This window comes from Rhizobium sp. WYCCWR 11152, assembly GCF_013087615.1.
Lineage (GTDB): Bacteria > Pseudomonadota > Alphaproteobacteria > Rhizobiales > Rhizobiaceae > Rhizobium > Rhizobium indicum.
Window position 1 is genome coordinate 142099 of record NZ_JABFCP010000024.1, and the last position, 19645, is coordinate 161743.

At 61.1% G+C, this 19645-nt stretch carries 16 protein-coding genes and 1 pseudogene; 9 read left to right on the plus strand and 8 right to left on the minus strand.

The features are described 5' to 3' along the window. Positions 1–41: 41 nt before the first annotated feature. The 7 genes from G9X67_RS31075 to G9X67_RS31105 form a co-directional block, all read right to left on the minus strand. Complete coding sequence (locus tag G9X67_RS31075) at positions 42–974, minus strand: glycine betaine ABC transporter substrate-binding protein (RefSeq protein WP_027664777.1); 933 nt, start codon at positions 972–974, stop codon at positions 42–44. Positions 975–1043: 69 nt separating this feature from the next. Continuing rightward, positions 1044–2549 carry an aromatic amino acid lyase gene (gene hutH, locus G9X67_RS31080; protein WP_171600429.1) on the minus strand — a complete coding sequence of 502 codons (1506 nt, stop codon included), beginning with the start codon at positions 2547–2549 and terminating at the stop codon, positions 1044–1046. After that, entirely contained in the window at positions 2546–3313 is a 768-nt protein-coding gene (gene hutC / locus G9X67_RS31085) for a histidine utilization repressor (protein WP_171600430.1), read from the minus strand. Before hutC ends, hutH begins: the two co-directional genes overlap by 4 nt. After that, the gene (locus tag G9X67_RS35465; protein WP_171600431.1) at positions 3310–4161 is read right to left on the minus strand and encodes a MaoC/PaaZ C-terminal domain-containing protein; all 852 of its coding nucleotides are present in this window, start codon (positions 4159–4161) and stop codon (positions 3310–3312) included. Before G9X67_RS35465 ends, hutC begins: the two co-directional genes overlap by 4 nt. Then, positions 4158–4964 (minus strand): SDR family oxidoreductase, encoded by an 807-nt coding sequence (locus G9X67_RS31095; RefSeq protein ID WP_171600432.1) that lies wholly within the window; start codon positions 4962–4964, stop codon positions 4158–4160. The genes G9X67_RS35465 and G9X67_RS31095 overlap by 4 nt, the downstream gene beginning before the upstream one ends. Further along, the gene (locus G9X67_RS31100) at positions 4961–6511 is read right to left on the minus strand and encodes a CoA-transferase (protein ID WP_171600433.1); all 1551 of its coding nucleotides are present in this window, start codon (positions 6509–6511) and stop codon (positions 4961–4963) included. The genes G9X67_RS31095 and G9X67_RS31100 overlap by 4 nt, the downstream gene beginning before the upstream one ends. 100 nt (positions 6512–6611) lie before the next feature. Next, a complete protein-coding gene (locus tag G9X67_RS31105; RefSeq protein ID WP_171600434.1) occupies positions 6612–7673 on the minus strand; it encodes a putative sulfate exporter family transporter in 1062 nt (353 codons plus the stop codon). Positions 7674–7738: 65 nt separating this feature from the next. Between G9X67_RS31105 and G9X67_RS31110 the strand changes: the two genes are divergently transcribed. From G9X67_RS31110 to G9X67_RS31125, 4 genes are all read left to right on the plus strand, one after another. Continuing rightward, positions 7739–8662 carry a LysR family transcriptional regulator gene (locus G9X67_RS31110; RefSeq protein WP_171600435.1) on the plus strand — a complete coding sequence of 308 codons (924 nt, stop codon included), beginning with the start codon at positions 7739–7741 and terminating at the stop codon, positions 8660–8662. A gap of 264 nt (positions 8663–8926) precedes the next feature. Continuing rightward, positions 8927–10336 carry a DUF1254 domain-containing protein gene (locus G9X67_RS31115; protein WP_171600436.1) on the plus strand — a complete coding sequence of 470 codons (1410 nt, stop codon included), beginning with the start codon at positions 8927–8929 and terminating at the stop codon, positions 10334–10336. Positions 10337–10396: 60 nt separating this feature from the next. Further along, positions 10397–11845 carry a DUF1254 domain-containing protein gene (locus G9X67_RS31120; RefSeq protein WP_246705479.1) on the plus strand — a complete coding sequence of 483 codons (1449 nt, stop codon included), beginning with the start codon at positions 10397–10399 and terminating at the stop codon, positions 11843–11845. 306 nt (positions 11846–12151) lie between these two features. Beyond that, entirely contained in the window at positions 12152–13069 is a 918-nt protein-coding gene (locus tag G9X67_RS31125; RefSeq protein ID WP_171600437.1) for a DMT family transporter, read from the plus strand. 47 nt (positions 13070–13116) lie between these two features. Here G9X67_RS31125 and G9X67_RS31130 read toward each other — a convergent pair whose 3' ends face one another. Further along, positions 13117–13914, minus strand: a complete 798-nt coding sequence (locus G9X67_RS31130; RefSeq protein ID WP_171600438.1) for a hypothetical protein — start codon at positions 13912–13914, stop codon at positions 13117–13119. A 208-nt stretch (positions 13915–14122) separates the two neighbouring features. Between G9X67_RS31130 and G9X67_RS31135 the strand changes: the two genes are divergently transcribed. From G9X67_RS31135 to G9X67_RS31155, 5 genes and pseudogenes are all read left to right on the plus strand, one after another. Then, positions 14123–14413 (plus strand): hypothetical protein, encoded by a 291-nt coding sequence (locus G9X67_RS31135; RefSeq protein WP_171600439.1) that lies wholly within the window; start codon positions 14123–14125, stop codon positions 14411–14413. Positions 14414–14507: 94 nt separating this feature from the next. Continuing rightward, complete coding sequence (locus G9X67_RS31140; protein ID WP_171600440.1) at positions 14508–16235, plus strand: hypothetical protein; 1728 nt, start codon at positions 14508–14510, stop codon at positions 16233–16235. Positions 16236–16499: 264 nt separating this feature from the next. After that, positions 16500–17480 carry a transporter gene (locus tag G9X67_RS31145; RefSeq protein WP_171600441.1) on the plus strand — a complete coding sequence of 327 codons (981 nt, stop codon included), beginning with the start codon at positions 16500–16502 and terminating at the stop codon, positions 17478–17480. Positions 17481–17503: 23 nt separating this feature from the next. Further along, positions 17504–17801: pseudogene (locus G9X67_RS35215) on the plus strand (esterase); the annotation flags it as partial. A 152-nt stretch (positions 17802–17953) separates the two neighbouring features. After that, entirely contained in the window at positions 17954–19588 is a 1635-nt protein-coding gene (locus tag G9X67_RS31155; protein WP_138388812.1) for an arylsulfatase, read from the plus strand. Positions 19589–19645: the final 57 nt, after the last annotated feature.

The following is a 19645-nucleotide window of genomic DNA, read 5'->3' on the forward strand; positions in this document are numbered from 1 at the left end:
CAGATCGCGGCCGGATCGATACCCGGCCGCGGGCGTGACAATCATTTCGGCAGCAGGCCGTTTTCCTTGAGGAATTCGACCGCCACGTCCTTGGCTTCCTCGTGATCGGTCTCGACCTTGGCATTGAGGACCCGCATTTTCTCGTTATCGAGATGGGTGCCGACCGCTTCCAGCAGTTCGGCAACCTTCGGATTGGCCTTCAGCACGTCCTGGCGGACAACCGGGGCCACGTAGTAGGGCGGAAACAGACCCTTGTCGTCTGCCAACGGCACGAGGTTCTTCGAGCCGATCTGCCAGTCGGTCGCGGCGCCATTGGCGACGTCAATGTCCTTTTGTTCCAGCGCGTCATAACGAAGGCCAAGCTTGGCAAACTGCTTGAACTCCTTGAACTCGGCGTCGTAGACACGCTTCAGGCCGGGCAGGCCATCGGCGCGGTCCGGAAATTCAGCGCCGCCGCCGAAGACCAGGGTCTTCGAAACCTTGGCGAGGTCCGACAGGCTTTTCAGATTGTTGGCCTGCGCCGTTTCCTGCCGGACCACGATGACATAGCCATTGTTGATGCCGCTCGGCTTCAGCCAGGTGAGGTTGAACTGCTTGGCGTAGAAATCCTTGACCTGCGTGTAGACCTTCTCGGCATCGGTCGACATCTCACCCTTGACGACAGAAGCGAGCGCCGTGCCGGTATATTCCGGATAGAGATCGATCTCGCCGGCCACCAATGCCTGGTGAGCAATCAGCGTGCCGCCGAGGTTGATCTTGCGCTCGACGGTGATGCCGGCATTTTCCAGAACGGCGGCGTACATTTCGGCGAGGATGAACTGCTCGGTGAAATTCTTGCTGCCGACCTTGATGGTCTCTGCGGATGCAGGCTGGAACATGGCGGCTGCCATGATGCCGGCTGCAAAGATGCCTTTTGTCCAATTTTTCATAGTCATTCCCTCTTGTTGACTTTTCAATGAACGAACCGACGGCATTCCCCGGAATAACCGTCGGCATGACCGGTCGGCGCCCTGCCCTTCTTGCCGGGGCAGTGGCGAACCGGCTTATTGCGGGCCACGCCCGATCAATGCGGCAATCGTCGCAAAATCCGGCCCTTGCGCGCGATCCTCTTCCAGCGCCGGGACGTGGGTGCGGACAAAGGCATAGGCTTGCGCCGATCCCTTGCCCAATTCGCCCGAGACGCCTCTGAGTTCGACGGCCTGTACCGATGCGATCAGTTCGATGGCGACCAGATAGCGCAGGCGCTCGACGATTGCCTGCGCCTTTGCCAAAACACTCGGAGCCATCGATGCCTGGTCTTCGACGCCGTCGGCGACAGGAATGGGCGAAAGCGAAACCGGCATGGCCAGATGGCGGATTTCGGCCTCCATGGCAGAGACGGTCTTTTGCACGGTCGCAAAACCGGTACGGCTCTGGCCCATCGGGGTCAGAAAGCGTGGCAGGTCGGACATAGCAGGCGACATGATCTTCATGATCCGATAGGCGGTGCCTGCCGCACAATGTGCCATCGCCTGCCCCAGCCTTTCCCAGGCGAGCACAAACGCGGTCATGTCAAAATTGCCGTGTGAAAGAATGACGCCTTCGGATGCGATCACAACAGGATTGTCGCTGGAACTGACGAGCTCAATGTCGGTCGCCTGCCTTGCCTCATCGATCGCATGCCTCAACGCGCCCCAGACCTGCGGTGTGCAGCGGTAGCTCAAAGGATCCTGGAGACGCCTTGCTGCATCGGCGGCAAGCAAGGAGCTGCCCGAAAGAAGCTCCATCAGCTGAGCCGCGACGCGGCGCTGCCCAAAGGCCGGTCTTGCAGCCAGAGCGCGGTCGTCGAAGGCACTGACATTAGCCCGGAATGCTTCGAAATTAACGGCAATCGCCTTCAGGGACCAATCGAAGAGCTGCTCAATATCCACAAGCGTCAAGCAGGCGAGGCCGATGGAGAGGCTGTTGGCCACAACAAGCGCATGTCCGTCCTTCGGCGCGAATTCGAGAGGCTTCAGGCCGGCCCTTTCAAGGGCGATGGCGGCCGGCAGCACTTCGCCGCCAAGCTCGATCTCACCGAAGCCGAGAAGGCCCCGGCTCATATGGGCAAGCGGGGCCAAGTCCGCCGCACCGATCGAGCCCAGTGAGGGGACGACAGGATGCACACCGGCATTGATGGCGGCAATCAGACCCTGGAAGACTTTCAGCGAAACGCCGGAACCGCCCGCTGCCATGCCGGCGGCCCTGACGGCCATCATCGCCCGTACGGATTCCCGGGCAAGCGGTTCTCCGACACCGACCGAGCGGGCTTGCGGCACGCGCATCTGGAACGCCACCAAATCTTCCGTTGCAAGTCGTGTATCGACCCCCGCCCCAAGTCCCGTGGTCAGACCATAGACCGGCAGATCGCTTTCCGTATAACGGTCGACGACGGCGCGCGCGGCGACAATCCGGGCCTCGACCTCGGCTGATACCTCAATCCTTGCGTGACGACGGGCAATTGCTGCGATGTCCTCGATCGTCGGCGGCGCCGCACTGAAGATGATCGACGGAGAATTGGTAGCGCTCACTGTTTCTCTCCGAGAATGGCGACGGGCCTGGAGGGACCCTTGGTGGACCGTGCTTCCAGCCGATATTGCGCGCCGGGATAGTATAACAGCGCACAGGTCACGACGGCCTCGCCTGACCAGGTTCTTCGAAAGACGCGCAGGCAAGGGTGATCATTCCTCAGGCCCAGATATTTGCGTATCGTCGTATCCGGCTTGACGGCCTGGACGATATGTTCGAACGCCGTTATCGGAGCCACCTTCGTCAGGTATTCGTGCGGCGTCATGCTGCGGAAGTCAGTCGAGAGATAGTCGGGCGCGACCAGGGGATTGACATAACGTTCCTCGACCTGAATGGGCCGGTCGTTTTCCATGTGCACGATCAGCGAATGCATCACTTCAGCGCCGAGGATGAGTTCGAGCGCATCGGCGACATTGGCATCCGCCTTCATCAAGCCGGCCGCGACGACTGCTGCCTGATGCTTGTGACCCCGTTCCAGTATTTCGTCGGCTATGTTGCGGATTTGAAGCAGATCGACATCGAGGTGCTTGGGTGAAACGAAGGTTCCGATCCCGGCGGATCGCTTGAGAACACCCTCGAACATCAACTCCCGCAGCGCCCGGTTCGCCGTCATGCGGCTGACGCCGAATGCCGCCACCAATTCGCTCTCAGAGGATACCCGGTCTCCCGGCTGCAGTTTGCCCTCGGCGATCTCGGCCAGGATCTGCTCCTTGATCCTGATATAATGGCGCGCCTCGCCGGCGGCCGGTTTAACCGCTTTCGTCATGACAACCTCGCCATGCCATTGTCGAGGATGGTCGCGCCGCGAGAAGCAACGAGGCCTCGGAAGCGAATCTCGGCATCGTTCCGCCACATCTGCACGGTGATCGTTTCGCCGGGAAAGATCGGCGCGCTGAAACGCGCCGCGATGGCGCTCAAGCCGCTGGCCATGCTTGGATCGATAGCAGCGACAATGGCGTAGCCCGCATAACCGAAGCTGCAGAGCCCATGCAGGATCGGCCGGTCAAAGCCGCTTTTGCCGGCTGCCTGCGGGTCGATGTGCAGCGGATTGAGATCGCCGTTCAGGCGATAGAGCAGTGCGGCGTTGTCAGGGATGTCGATATTGAATTCAAGGTCCGGCTCTTTGTCCGGGACTTTCGGCAACGGTTCGGGCGCAGATCCCGCCGAGCCGCATCCACCGTCGCCGCGGCACGCATTCGTCTGAACGATGGTCGCGATCGGCTCATCACCGTCCACGGTTGCGATCAAGCGCTCGAAGCTGACGAACATTCCTATCTCAACGCCGCGGTCGATCACCGACAGGACGCGCGAGCGGGAGATGAGCGGCACATCGAGGGGGACCGGCCGATGGATCGTCAGGCGATGTTCGGAATGCACCAGACGCGCCCAGTCGACGCCTGTGTCCTTCATCCATGGCCCCGGATGCGCCACGATATTGGCAAGGGTCGGCACGGTCACGAGATCGCGTTCATAGACGTAGTTCAATGCTTTTTCGTCGAGCGCGTTGGTGCCGTAGCCAACCGACAGGGCGTAAAGGATGGCATCCCTTGCGGTGACCACATGTGTTGCCTGCGGCACCGGAAAATCGAGGATGGATTGGGCCGATAGCGTCACGAAGCGGCTCCCCCGGATGCTACGGGTTTGCGAACGCCACCGGACAGGCGGATGCCGCCGTCAACGGAAAGCAATTCGCCGGTGACGAAGTCTGCCCCCTGAACAAGCCAGACAATGGCGCCGGCAACGTCTTCCGGTGTCGCAACCCGACCGAGCGGCGCGGTTTCCGAAAATCGCTTGGCAATGGCTCCATAGGCATCCGGCCCGAGCGTGTCGCGCATCCAGCGCGTATCGATGATGCCGGGACAAACCGCGTTGACACGGATATCGGGACCACAGGTGCGCGCCAAGGCCAAAGTCAGCGCATTGAGCGCGCCCTTGGAGGCCGTATAGGCAAGCGAGCTGCCGCCGCCGGTAAAGGCAACGTTGGATGAGACATTGACGATCGCACCGCCGCCGCTGTCCCGCATCGCAGGCACCGCCGCCCGGCACATCTGATAGGCGCCGATGACGTTGACGCCGAAAACGTTCTGGAAATCTTCGGCCGACAGCGTCTCCAGATCGAAAGGATCGGATTTGACCGTCATTGCGGCATTGTTCACCAAGGCGTCGAGCCGCCCCCATCGATTGACGGCAACCGCGACCATCCTACGGCAAGCCGCGTCGTCGGCAACGTCGGCCTGGACGATCTCGACCTCCGCGCCCAGACTCCGGCAGATATCGCCGGTCTCATCGGCCTCTTTTTTGCTGCGGCTGTAGTTGATGACCACCCGGGCGCCGCCCTCGACGAATTGCTTCACGCATGCGGCGCCGACGCCCGTTGCCGAGCCCGTGACGATGATGGCGGCTCCATCGATTTTCATGGGGCAAAGTCCTTCATGGCATGGGTCGAAAACAGGCGCGCATCCATCTGCTTCAGCTGGTCCGACACCGCGATGCCCTTCGGCAGGCGGTCGAGAACATCGGCGGCAAGATCGATGCCGGGGGCAAACTCCGTCAGCGTCAAGCATCCGCCGATCACCCGAAAAACCGCCCGCTCGGTGACGACGAGCTGTGACTGTCCCTCCGGCGCAAAGGCCGGGCTCGAACTGATCTGGTCGACAGCCTCGACGATCTTGCAAAGGCGGCCGTCCTGGACGATGTCGAGCCTGCCGTCGGCAACCGCAATTTGCGCGCCGCCAGCCGAAAATGCGCCGAGATAGACAACATGCTTGGCCGTCTGCGAGATATTGGTGAATCCGCCGACCCCGACGATGGAATTATTGAAGCGGCTGACATTGACCGCCCCATGCCGATCCACCTCTGCCATGCCGAGGAAGGCGACATCCAGGCCGCCGCCGTCGTAAAAGTCAAACTGCGATGCCTGTGGGACGATGGCAGTCGGATTGACGGCGGCGCCGAAGGACAGCTCCTCGGCCGGCACACCGCCGATGACGCCGGATTCGATCGTCACCGTATAATCGTCGAATCCCTCTTCGCTGGCGATACGGCCGATCCCGGCGGCAATGCCGATGCCGAGATTGATCGTCGGGCGGTTCAGCGGCGCCAGTTCCAGGAAGGCGCGTCGCTGAATAATCTTATCGACCGACAGCGGCGCCGGCTGCTGGCGGCTCGCCGCCATCCGGACGCGCCCCGTATAGGCGATATTGTCGGTCTCGGCGAAACTGATGCCGTGCTGGGCCGGATCCTCGCAGACGACCACATAATCGACCAACGCCGCCGGGATACGAACGTCATTGGGCTGCAGCGAGCCGCGCTCGGCAATCCGCTTGACCTGCACGACGACGATGCCACCGGAGTTTCGGCCCGCCTGCGCCATGGCGAGCACGTCGAGCGGGAAGGCCTCATCCTCGAGGGTGATGTTACCGTCTTCGTCGGCCGTCGTTCCGCGCAAGAGCACGCAGTCGAGCGGCATCGACGGATAAAGCAGCCATTCCTTGCCGCGCAACGACACACGCTCGACAAGCGCGCGCGGCGTCGTCGCATTCATGCGGCCGCCGCCATGAAGCGGATCCATGAAAGAGCCGAGCCCGATATGGGTGACCACCCCAGGCTGACCGGCGGCAATCGCCCGATAGAGCTGCGCGATGACGCCTTGTGGCCAGCAATGCGCTTCGATCTTTTCCTCGATCGCAAGCTTTCCAAGGCGCGGCGTTCCGCGCCAACCCCCTGCGATCACGCAGGCGACCAGGCCCTCGTAACCGAAGTGCCCCATGCCCCGCGTCTGGCGATCGCCCGTACTGGCAGCAAACAGAAGCGTCAGATTGCGGGGGTTTCCAGAGGCGAGGAAACGCTCCTCGACGGCGGCCGTGATGGCCTCGGGATGACAGCATCCTCCAAAACCGGAAGCAGCGACAGTCATCCCGTCTTCGAGAAGATCCGCAGCTTGCTGTGAAGAGATGACCCGCATGACGATCTTTGCTTCCGTCTGACCTGTATATACAGGCTAGCCGCTGATCGTTTGGAAGGCAACCGGAATCTTTGCAAGTATTTTGGGCATATCACCTTGATCAGACGATATTCAGCAGCCCGATCAGGCAAAGCCCGAGAGCCCCCAGCGCCAACAGTGACAGCGCCGCCGCTGCGAGGACACGACCGCCGGTATGGGCGACGGATCTGACATCGACGGAGAGGCCCAAAGCGGCCATGGCGGTGACGGTGAAGGCGGCGGAGACAGCTGCCATCCCGGGCAGCAGCGGCGCCGGGATCGCGTCGAGGGAACGAAGCGTCGCCATGGCTGCAAAACCGAGGATGAACCACGGGAGAACATGGCGGAGATTGACTGGCGAACCGCCAGGGCGGCGGCCATGAACTGCGCCGAGCACGAGGATGACGGGTCCGAGCATCATTACGCGGATCAGTTTGACGAGCGTGCCCACCTGGGTGCTGACGGCTCCGGCAGAGGCCGTGGCCGCCAAGACCTGCGGGACGGCGTAGGCTGTCACTCCTGCGAAAACGCCATATTGTACTGCGCTGAGACCAAAGAGCAGGTGAAGAAGCGGCAGCGTCAGCACGGCACCGATACCGAGCACGGCGGTAAAGGCTATCGAGGCCGCGACATCGTCGGGCTTGGCGCCGATCACCGGCGCTGCGGCGGCAATTGCAGAATTGCCGCAGATCGAGTTGCCGCAAGCAACCAAGGTCGCCAGGCTGGCCGACAGCCCGAAGAGCCGCCCGATAACAAAGCTGCCGACCAGAGACAGAGCAACCAGAACGGCAATTCCGCCGACAAGCGGCAGTCCGGCCTGCCTGATGGCAGCCGTGCTGAGCGAGGCGCCGAGCAACACGACCGCAATCTCGAGCAGTGTCTTGGCGGCGAATTGGATGCCGGGAATGAAGGTCTGCGGCAAGCAGACCGAGGAGCGCACGGCAATACCGATCAGAATGGCGAGCACTAGGCTCTCGATCCAATGCGAGCCGAAAACCATCATCTGCAGCTGTTCAACGAAATAGGCAGAGAGCGTGACTGCCGCACACAGGGCGAGTCCCGGCAGGACGGCAGGAAGCGACAGGGAACGTGAGGCGGAAACGGGCATCGGCAAGACCTTGCGGAGGACTGCAATCTCCCACACTCAATTGTCGACCTCCATTGAATAGTTTAGTATGGTTCATTCGGTAAAATCGAACGATTGAATCAATGACGTTTGAACAGCTTTCCATTTTCGTCGCGGTTGCGGAACGCGAGCATCTGACCAAGGCCGCCTTTGCGATCGGGCTGACGCCATCGGCCGTCAGCTCGGCTATCCGCAATCTCGAAACCTCCTATGGCGTCGAGCTTTTCCATCGCGTCGGACGCCGCATAGAGCTGACATATGAAGGACGGGTGTTTCTGGGAGAGGCTAGAGCGACACTGGCGCGCGCAAAGGCGGCAGCGCTTGTCTTGTCCGATCTCGGCGGCCTGCAAAAGGGTGAGCTTGTCGTTTTTGCAAGCCAGACGATCGCCAGCTACTGGCTACCGGCGATGCTGATGCGTTTCAAGATCCGCTACCCGGGCATTGACCTGAAGCTGATGATTGGCAACACGACCACGGCGGCAAAAGCGGTTCTCGATGGATTGGCCGAAGTCGGTTTCGTCGAAGGCAGCGTTGATGAGCCGGCGCTGCATGTTCAGCCGCTTGCCGAGGACGAACTCCTTGTCGTCGTCGGTCCGCGCCATCCCTGGGCGCGTGGCAAACCAATTGCACCGGCAGACCTGGTTTCGGGCACAAAATGGGTCATGCGGGAAAAGGGGTCCGGAACCCGGTCGGCTTTCGAGACGGCGATTTCCAATCTCGGCATAGGCCCTGGAGATCTGGCTGTCGCGCTTGAGCTGCCGTCGAACGAGGCGGTCATATCGGCAGCAAGAGAGGGCCTCTGCGCGACGGTCGTCTCAGGTGCCGTGGCCGCGCCGCTCTTGACGCAAGGCCTGCTGGTAAAGGCGCGCTTCCCCCTGCCGTCCCGCCAATTTACAATCCTGCGGCATAAACAAAGACACTCCAGTCGTGCCTCGCTGGCGCTGGAAACGATTTGCCGCGAGGATAAAGCTGCCGAAGTCCAGAATTGGGATGATTGGGCGCTCTAGACCTGACCGCCACGCTCACTGCCATCGTCAACGGCCATAAGCAGTGCCAGATTGAGGATCTTGCCGTGGAATTGCCCCACAGGATGATACGTGCCTAAAGGCTCCCGTCGGCCCGTAGCGGTCGTCGCCATCATTGAATTCCAAGGCGAACTTGCCGAAGCCTCCTCGCTGTAAATTGCATCAGTTTACGGCCATGTAACTGTAACGTACTTCCTTTCTTTTCACCTGGCGCGCAAGATTCACCTCAATCTGGAGGTAACCGCCATGATGAAGAGAATTGCTGCGATCGTCTGTTTGATTTTTATTGCGATGCCCTCGCTGGCAGAGAATCTTTCGCAGCAGGCACTTCAGAACCGTGCCATCGAGCGCCGCGCGGTTGAGGCCGTGATCTGGGGCATGCCGGCGGTCAATTATGACTTGATGCTCCAGGAGATGCTGACCACAACCAAAGCCGGACAGCACGAGATCGTTTATTGGGGCCGCGCGCTCGACTGGATGAATCAGACGCTCACGCCCAATCCCGACACGATATATTTCATGACCTTCTTCGATACGCATGATGGTCCCATCGTTATCGATGTGCCGGCTGCGGAAGAAGGTTCGCTCAACGGCAATATCGTCACCGCGTGGCAAATGCCGCTCGAAGATGTGGGCCTCCTCGGCGTGGACAAGGGCGCGGGTGGTAAGTTCGTCGTCCTGCCGCCAGGCTTTTTGGGGACCGTTCCGAAGGGCTTTACGCCGCTGCAATCGGACACCTTTGGCGGCTACGCGCTGGTAAGGTCGAACCTAGCCAGCCATAGCAGCGACGATGTCGACAAATCCGTCGCTTATGGCAAGAAGGTTAAGGTTTACCCGCTCTCAAAGGCAGACAACCCGTCACAGACGGTGTTCACCGACGCGCAGGATGTTCTCTTCGACTCCACCATCCGCTTCGATTCGACCTTCTTCGAGCACCTGAACCGTGTCGTGCAGAACGAACCGTGGCTTGCTCGCGACATGGCGATGATCGACACGCTCAAGTCGCTCGGCATCGAGAAAGGCAAACCCTTCAAGCCTGATGCCGAGACCCGGTCTCTGCTCGATGCCGGCGCAGTGGAGGCGAAAGCCTTTCTCGATGCGAAGTATGAAGCGGGATGGGAGCCGTTCTACGAAGGAACGCAATGGCGTCCGGCTGGCGTGCCGGCGCTCGCCAAGGCCGTTTCGAACGGATATGCCGACACGAGCCTTTATCCAACCGATGTCCGCGGCATGATTTATACGCTGGGCTACATCGGCATAAAGCGTCTCGGTGCCGGCCAGTTCTACCTGCTCGCGCCGAAGGATAAGGACGGCGAAAATCTCGATGGTGCGCGAAACTACAAGTTGACGGTACCGGCGGACGCTCCGGTCGACCAATATTGGTCTGTCACCGTCTACGACCGCCAGACGCACGGTCTGGTGAGAAACATGACGCGCGCAAGCAGGGCTTCCAACAATGCTGAGGTCCGGAAAAACGCCGACGGCTCCGTCGATCTGTACTTCGGCCCGACCGCGCCTGCGGGCAAGGAAGCAAACTGGGTGCCGACCGATCCGCTGCGGGAATTCGAACTGATGCTCCGCGCCTATGGCCCGAAGAAGGAGTTCTTCGAAAAGGCGTGGGTGCTGCCCGACGTCGAGAAGGTTGCCGTGCAATAAGCAGGGGGCGCAGATATCGCGGCGTCGGACGGCTCGCCGCAAAGCGTAAGGAGATGGGTTATGATCAACATGGGCTCGACGAGACGACCGCTGGCGATCTCCGCCATCGCGGCACTCCTGTTCACCAACACTGCCGTCGCGCAGGAGTATAAGTTCACGGGCGGCTATCCGACACCGGAAACCGTCGAGAAGGTCTACAACGAACTGGACCTCAACCGTGCGATTCATGCCTATCGCTTTTTCTATCCGACGGTGTCGAGCGCTGCGATCTACGAAGAAATGATCCGCGTTGGGGCAAAGCCCAACCAGACTTTTGGCTTTCTGGAAACCATGCCTAAGCATGTCGGTTTCACGCTTAACTCCGACACGCCCTATGGCGGCATGATACTCGACCTGAAGGATGGCCCACTTGTCATCGAAGTGCCTCCAGGTCCGCTGCTGGGTGCTGCCCTCGATATAAACCAGCGCTGGATCATTGACATGGGCTTGCCGGGCCCGGACGCCGGCAAGGGCGGCAAGCATCTTCTGCTCCCTCCCGGATATGAAGGCGAAGTCCCCGACGGATATTTTGTCGGTCGGGCCACATCCTATCGCGTCATCGCCGGCCTGCGCGCCATCCCTCAGGAGGGCGACGTCAAGGGTGCAGTCGAGCGCCTGAAGACCATCAAGGTGCATCCACTAAATCCCGCTGCCGGCTGGGTCGCCCCCACATGGTACGATCAGACACCCGAACCCCAGAACCAGACGCCGACGGCGTGGGAGGCAAGTATAAAATTCTGGGAAGTGCTCCATACCGTCATCGAGAGCGAGCCGCCGTTGGAGGATTCGCGAAGCCAATATGGCGATCTAGCCGCGCTCGGCATCATGAAAGGTCAGCCCTTTGCTCCCGATGAACGGATGAAGGGCATTCTGGTACAGGCGGCGAAGATGGCATCGGCACAGATGCGGGTGGAAGCACTCGCAGACCGTAGGCCGGATCGGGTTGTATGGAATGACCGGCAATGGCAATGGGCGGCCTTGCGCTACGAGAACGGGACTTTCGACGCCAAGGACTACAGGGATAACTACGCCCTCGACAAATGGTTCTATCAGGCCATCGCCACGTCACCTGCCATGTTCCGGCGCGATCCCGCTGCCGGCTCACTCTACTGGCTTGGACTGACGGACAAGGCGGGGGCCTATCTGGACGGCGGCAAGACCTACAAGTTGACGGTCCCGCTACCGGTACCAAACAGACTGTTCTGGTCTATCACGGTTTACGATGCCCAGACGCGCAGTCAGATACAGACCGATCAGGAGAATGCGGCTTTGCGCTCCCTGTTTGAGTTGAAGGACCTAAAGGGCGAGACGATCGATCTGTATTTCGGCCCCGAGCGGCCGCCTGGCGGCGAAGGCCGTTGGATAAAGACACTTCAGGGCAAGGGATGGTTCGTCTACTTCCGTATCTACGGTCCGCAGCCGCTGGCATTTGACGGCTGGAAGCCCGGCGATTTCGAAACCATCAATTGACGCTGGTTTTCGAAGTTCAAACTCGAACCTGTGCACCTCGCGGCGAACAGGCGAATTGTGCCAGATCGATGGACATCTCACGATGCCTTTTTCATTTAGCTGAAATCTCCCTTTGGCGCGAAGCAGCCGTCCCGTTATGGCAGCAATCCTCGAAATTATCTAAGTATCTTGGTTAAGGTGCGGCGGGGACACCGCTGACCTTATAACGGCGGCTTCATCGCATCATCGATGCGCTTGACATTGGCATTGTTAAGGCAGAAGCCGCACTCGGCCGCGCATGCGCGGCCGAGTGCGAGGATATGAGAGATGAAGACCAAGACGGCTGCCGCCAACGCCGGAAACCTGATCATGACCGGCGTCGTGCTGATGTTGCTCGGCGATCTGCTCTTTGCGCTGAACGATGCGATGGGCAAGTGGCTGGTCGCGAGCTTTGCCGTCGGCCAGGTGCTGGTGATCCGCTCGGTCGGCGCCTTCATCGTGCTCGGACCAATGATCCTGAGGCAAGGGCCGATGGCCTTGTTCCGCGTCGAGCAGAAGGGCCTGCAGTTCATCCGTGTTTTCATGGCGACCTGCGATGTCGCGCTGTTTTATGCTGCCGTCGCCTATCTGCCGCTCGCAGATGTGATGACCTTCTATATGGCCGGACCGATCTATATCGCGGCGCTTTCGCATTTCTTTCTCGGAGAGAAGATCGGCTGGCGCCGGTGGCTCGCCGTTCTGATCGGCTTTGCCGGCGTCGTCATCGCGTTGCGTCCGTCCACGGCGATGCTGTCGCTTCCATCGTTCTTCGGTCTTGCCGGCAGCCTTGCCTTTGCGCTGTCGCTGGTCATGAGCCGCTATCTGCGCTCGACCAGCGACACGACGCTGGTGACATGGCAGACGATCGCCGCGCTCGTCACCGGCATCGTCTTGAGCGTCGGCCACTGGCAGCCGGCAACGCTCATCGATTGGTCCGGCATGCTGCTGCTCGGCATCGTCGCCTCCTGCGCGCATCTGCTCATCACCCGCTCGCTGAAGCTCGCACCGGCATCACTGCTCGCGCCGCTGCAATATACGCTGCTGCTCTGGGCGATCGTCCTCGGCTACCTGTTCTTCGACGATGTTCCCGATACGCAGATCATCGTCGGCGCCGCAATCATCGTCGTTGCGGGGCTCTTCATCTTCCACCGCAAGAATCTGAAAGAGACGGTTCCGACTGAGGCCGTCCCGCTCGACGGTCATTAAACGATCAAAATAGCAGGAACGTCATCTCGCCCTGCTTGCCGGGTCGATCACCGTCCGACCGGAAACTGGAAGTTGACGCCGGCGAAGATCTGCCAGCGAGGCGCACCCGGTCCGTCGTGCCAGACCGTATACTGAGGCTCGACGAAGGCATTCATCGTCACACTCTTGTCGAGCTGGAACACTTTGCCGACGCCCGCGCCCATGGGGATGTAGGAGTGGCCACTCTCGAGATTGAAGTTCCACGTCGCCGACGAACGCAGATACCAGCCGTCCGACAGGTTGATGTTGAGGATCGGCTGGAAGGTCAAAAGGCTCACATCCTCCCGGTCGTCCACGCCCGCGAAGGACGTCTGATAGGTCGCGAGGGCTCCGAGGAGGCCCCAGCTTTGAGGTGCGACGACGACGCCCGCCGCTCCGATCTGCCATTTGCCACTTCCAAGGGACTCGTCCGTGGCTGTGGGAACGACGAGCAGCGGGCCGACGCCGAGGGTGACATCTCCATGCTTCGGCAGGATGAAGATGTCCATCAGGGTCAGGTCGCCGAGCCCCGTGACATATCCGCTTGGAATGTCGGGGGACGTCGCGATCGGGAGTGTAAAACGAAGAAGCTGTGGCAGCCCGAACATGTCTGATGGGATGAGACCGCGCAGCAGGAACTGGTTCGCCTCGGGCTCTCCCGGCGTGTCGATGAAGCTCGGAATGTAGTAGTCCTGAAAATTGATCGTGATCTTCGGTGTGAGCGGGTTGTTGGCCTCGTTGACGGCGTCGTGCGCCTCCTGGGCGCCGACAGAGGAGGCCGATGCCAGCAGCAACAGTAGGGGAAAGGCTGGAGCGTGCGGGCGCACGGAGACCTCCTATGTCGACCGCAGGCACTCCAGCACGAAACTGTTTTCGGCCATAGGCTGTAACGGTTACCGTGATCTGGCAGGCGGGGCACTGTCGTGCAAATGTTACTGTAACATTCTCGATTTTTGCGATTGACCGGCGCGAGAATGGATTGAGGTCCTCGCCCTCCTTTGCATGCCTCCTGCCCGAAAGGAACGCCTGCTCGCCATGGACACTGCCAGAGATGCTGCCCGCCGCGGACTGTTGAAGCTGATGCTGCGGCTGCCGTCGTTGCGCGGCGAGCTTCAGCTCCTCTGGCCGAGCGATCCGTCCTTCGAGGCTCTCTGCGAGGCTTATGAGGATGCGACAGCCACGCTGGAACGCCTGGTCAGGCGCTCCGACGACGGAGAGGACGGGCTTGTCGAGGAGTACTTTGGCGTGTGTCAGGCGCTTGAATCGGACGTCGCCATCCGCTGTCGTGCACGCATGGCGCGATCGCAGCCGGACCGGCGCTCCTAACTTTCGTCCGCCATGCAAGGGAACAGGATTGCAACTTTCAGTGATGTGACGCATATTCGCGACAGCTTATGGACGGGCGGGCGTGAGGTGCGTAGTGGCAACGAACGGCGTGAGCAACGGGGCACAGGCGGTCTGTGAGAGCGAGGCAAGGTCGGAAGCGGAGCGTCTTCTGGCCGATCCTCGGCTCCACGTCTCCGATCGCCATAGAGCCTTTCTCAGGTACATCGTCGACGCCGTTTTCGAAGGGCGCAGCGACGCGGTGAAGGCCTATTCCATCGCGATCGACGTCTTCAACCGGCCTCCGTCGTTCGATCCCTCATCCGATCCGATCGTGCGTATAGAGGCGACGCGCCTTCGTGAGACCTTGGCGAAATATTACGAGCAGCTCGGCGACGAGCCTGGAGCGCGGCTGGACATTCCCCGCGGACGATATGTTCCTGTCTTCGTCGAGCGGGAGCAGCCGCCATGCCCAGGCGACGATGTTTCCGATGTCGAAGAGGACGTCGTCCCGGTAGTCGAAGACGCGACCGCTTCGTTAAGGTCCACCGTCAGCCGAAAGCCTTACGCTGCCCTCGCGCTGGCGGGCCTTGCCGCCATTGCCCTGGCCGGAGGCTACGCCGTCTTCCGCGCCGCGATGCCGGTGCCCTTGGATACACAAAAGCCGTTGGTCTCATTGTCGCTGAATGCGGCGCAGAAGGATACGGCGGCCGGAGAGGCGGTCATGGAAGATCTGGCCGTATCGCTTGCGCGATTTGGGACCGTCCGTCTCAAGTCCGATATCGGGGCGGCGAGGCCGGGCGTCGACCCGGCTGAGCAGACGACGTACGACGTCAGGATGCGCTACGGTGAGGATGCGACATCCGTCTCCCTCTGGTGGCAGGTTTCCGACGCGTCCACTGGAGAAGCCGTCTGGACCGACCAGGACCGACGTCCAACCGGAACAGGGACGCGAGATGGTGCGATACGCGCGCTCGTCTACGGCGTGTCCCGCAGGATCGCGGGGCCTGTCGGCGTCGTCAACACCATGGAGCTGCGGCGCAATCTGCCTGCCTCCACGACCGGCAACATCTGCGTGCTGAGGGGCGAATTCGCCGTCGAACAGCGGCATCTGGCCCCCTTGAAGGCGGCCCGCCCCTGCCTGGAGGCAACGATCGCCGCGGATCCGGCTGACGCCGACGCGATGGCGACACTTGCGCGCGTCTTCATGTGGACCGGTCGCACGACCGGCGACGATAGCTACTTCGGCCGCGGTCTCGACATCGCGAACCGGGCTGCAACGGTCTCGCCCGCCTCGACAAGGGCGGCGCTCGCCCAGTTGGCGACGCAATACCAGGTCGGCCAGAACGACGCGTCGATCGCAGCCGGCCGTCGCGGCGTCGCCCTGAACCCGGAAAATGCCGAACTTGTGGCCAAACTGTCCATGGCCCTCTTCCTGAGCGGGCATTGGGAAGAGGGTGTCCGCCTTGCGCAAGAGGCGACCGACCTTGTCGGCCAGACGATACGTGACGCGAATTTCGTCATGATCCTCGACGCCTACCGCCACGGGCACTATGCGGAAGCGGTCTTCCTTGCCCGACAGGTCCCGGCAGCCGATACGCCGACGACCGTGTTGAAGCTGGCCGCGATCGCTCGCCTCGGTGACCGGCCGGCGACGGAGCAGGAGATAGCCGCAGCCCGTCAGCAGCATCCCGATCTCGACCGGACAGTCGCAGCCATGTTCTCCGGAGCGCGTTATGACAGCAGTCTCAAAGCTGCCCTTCGAACAGGCATTCTGGAAGCGGGCCTGAAATCGCCCGAACTCGCCAGCAATGGCTCGATGTAACAGTAACATCCTTGTCCGGCAGCCTTCGATGGCTTTCCTTCGATCTGTCCGCAGATTGCGGGTGATGATGTCGAGGGCCGCCACAATGCGCAAGCTGCTTGTCTTCTCAGCCGCCTCCACCTTTCTCGCAGGCAACATACTGGCCGATCCCGCGGTGGTGACCACAGGCGTCAATCGGCGCTCGGGACCGGCACGAGCTTCGCCGCGGCGGCCGGTTCCGCAGATGCTGGCCGCAAAGAAAGCTTCACGGAGTGGAGATTTGCCATGATCTGGAATGTTGGAAGACGACTGACGATGATTGCGGCGGTGGCGCTGCTGCCTAATCTTGCCTTCGCGGCCGAACGCGGCGCAGGTTTTTATCTGCTGGGCTCCAAAGGGCCGGCGGCCGGTATCCTTCCTCCTCCAGGCGTCTTCTTTCAGAACGACATCTGGATCTACAATGGCAATCTGGGTGGCGGCAAGCAGTTGCCCACCGGCGGACGTATTGCCGTCGGCGTCGAGGGCAAAGCGGTGTTGGCAGCGCCAACCGTCCTCTGGGTCCTGCCCGAGGAGGTGCTCGGCGGCCGTCTCGGCTTTGGCGCAACCGTTCCCTTTGGCTGGATGGAAACGGATGCCGACTTGACGCTTGCCGGACCGAGGGGTGGAACTGCGAGCGGCTCGATCACCGACACGATCTTCACGATTGGCGATCCTGTCGTCAGCGGAACACTCGGCTGGGACGCCGGCAACTTCCATTGGACGACGGGTGTTCTGGTCAATGTTCCGATCGGCGACTATCAGGACGGCGAGATCTCCAACTTGGCATTCCACCATTGGGGCGCTGACATCAGCGCGGCCGTGACCTGGCTTGATCCGACGATCGGTCTGGATCTTTCGGCGGCTGTCGGCATGACGTTCAATGCCGAGAACCCCGCCACCGACTACCGCACGGGCAACGAGTTCCATGTCGAATGGGCCGCCGTCCAGCACTTCAACGAGCAGTTCGACGCCGGCCTGATCGGCTACTACTACGACCAGGTGAGCGGCGACAGCGGCGCTGGCGCCTCCGGCGATTTCAAGGGGCGCGTCGCGGCCATAGGCGCGACCATAGGCTGGACGTTCAAAGCGGGCGAAGTGCCGATATCGACCCGTATCAAGTATTTTCACGAGTTCGCCGCCGAAAACCGCGCCGAGGGAGATGCCGTCTATCTGACGATCTCGATGCCCTTGTCGATCACCAAGCCGATGAACATTGCAGCACAATAAGGATCGACCATGCCCCGGGCGACATCGAGACCGGCGACAGCCTCCATCATGGCAAGTTCGCCGAAAGTCCCGGCATCGTTCAGCTCATCGGCCAGCGTCTGATGACCGGGCAAACGCTGACGGATTCCAACATTTCTCTCGGACAGGGCGTCGCCGCCGTCGTGGGCGGGACAGCGCGCACCGTCGGCACGATCGCAGGCGCTGCAGTTGCAGCACCACTTGTGATCATCGAACAGGCGGCAAGAAAGCGGCAGCCGACAGGAACGGAGCTGGGAGACAGCCTGCACAACGACCGCCCAGTCGAAGCCTCTGACACAATAACAGGCTTGGGCGGGCGATTGTTACCTCCGGCCGACCTGGAAGTAACAGTTACAAGCTTACCAGCTGGCTGGGCCTGAAGCAGTATCCCCGTCAAGTCATCCGGTCAAAAAGCAGACCGAAATGTCGAACCGCAAGCAAAAAGGAAACCCGTGATGAGTACGCCCATCTATCGACGACTCCTTGCCGCCACGGCCGCCGTCGCGATGACCATGACCTCGGCCGCGATCGCAACCCCGGTATTCGCGCAGCAGGCGGCAACAGCACCGGCCGCAGCCGATACCTCCAAGCCAAACATTCTTGTCATCTTCGGCGACGACGTCGGGCAGACAAATATCAGCGCCTATTCCTTCGGCGTCGTCGGATTCAAAACGCCAAACATCGACAGCATCGCCAAATCAGGCATGATGTTCACGGATTATTATGCCGAGAACAGTTGCACGGCGGGCCGCTCGACCTTCATCACCGGCCAGACATGCCTGCGCACCGGTCTCTGCAAGGTTGGCGCACCCGGTGCTCCGGTCGGTCTGCAAGCCGGCGACATCACAATCGCCCAGGCGCTGAAGCCGCTTGGATATGCGACCGGCCAGTTCGGCAAAAACCACCTGGGAGACAGGGACGAGTATCTTCCGACCAAACACGGCTTCGACGAGTTCTTCGGCAACCTCTACCATCTGAACGCCGAAGAGGAGCCGGAAGCGCCCTATTGGCCGAAGGATGACACCGAGTTTTTGAAAGCCTATTCGCCCCGCGGCGTCATCAAGGCGTCGGCCGACGGCAAGATCGAGGATAGCGGTCCCCTGACCAAGAAGCGGATGGAGACCATCGACGATGAGACCAGCTCTGCGGCGATGGACTTCATGGACCGTCAGGTGAAGGCGAAAAAGCCGTTCTTTACCTGGATGAACGCGACGCGCATGCATGTCTTCACGCACGTGCGGGAGTCGATGCGGGGCCAGAGCGGCATGGTCGGAAACGAATATGCCGATGGCATGGTCGAGCACGATGAGATGGTCGGAAAGATTTTGAAAAAGCTCGATGAACTCGGGATCGCCGACAACACCATCGTCGTCTACACCACCGACAACGGGCCGAACCAATGGTCTTGGCCGGACGCGGCGACGACGCCGTTCCGCAGCGAGAAGGATACCAATTGGGAGGGCGCGTTCCGCGTCCCGGCCATGGTCAAATGGCCGGGCCACATCCAGCCCGGCCAGGTTTCGAATGGAATGATATCCGGTCTCGACTGGTTCCCGACGCTGCTTGCGGCCGCGGGTGATCCCGACGTGAAAAGCCGCCTCCTGAGTGGCTGGAAGCCGGATGGAAGCGCCAACAGCTTCCGCAACCATCTGGATGGCTATAACCAGCTCGACTACCTCACCGGCAAGGCCGATAAGAGCGCCCGCAGCGACTTCTACTACTTCGACGACGACGGCGGGTTGGTGGCGACGCGCTACGACGACTGGAAGGTCGTCTTCAAGGAACAGCCGGCTCCGGGCGGCTTTGCCGTCTGGCAGACTCCATTCGTCACCTGGCGCATTCCGAAGCTGTTCAACCTGCGGATGGATCCATACGAGCGCGCGGACACCGTTTCGGACCAGTATAATGACTGGCTCACGCGCAACGACTACCTGCTCGTGAAGGGTCAGTTGCAGGGAGCGGCCTTCCTGGAAACGTTCGTCAAGTATCCGCCCAGCCAGCGAGTCGCCAGCTTCAACATCGAAGGCGTCCGCGCGGAGGTGGACAAGGCGATTGACCAATCCTTCAAGGATCGCGGTATCGAGAAGTAGGCAACGCACCAAGGCGCGCAGGCGGTCTGCGCGCCCCTCTCCTTCTCACCGAGGCCC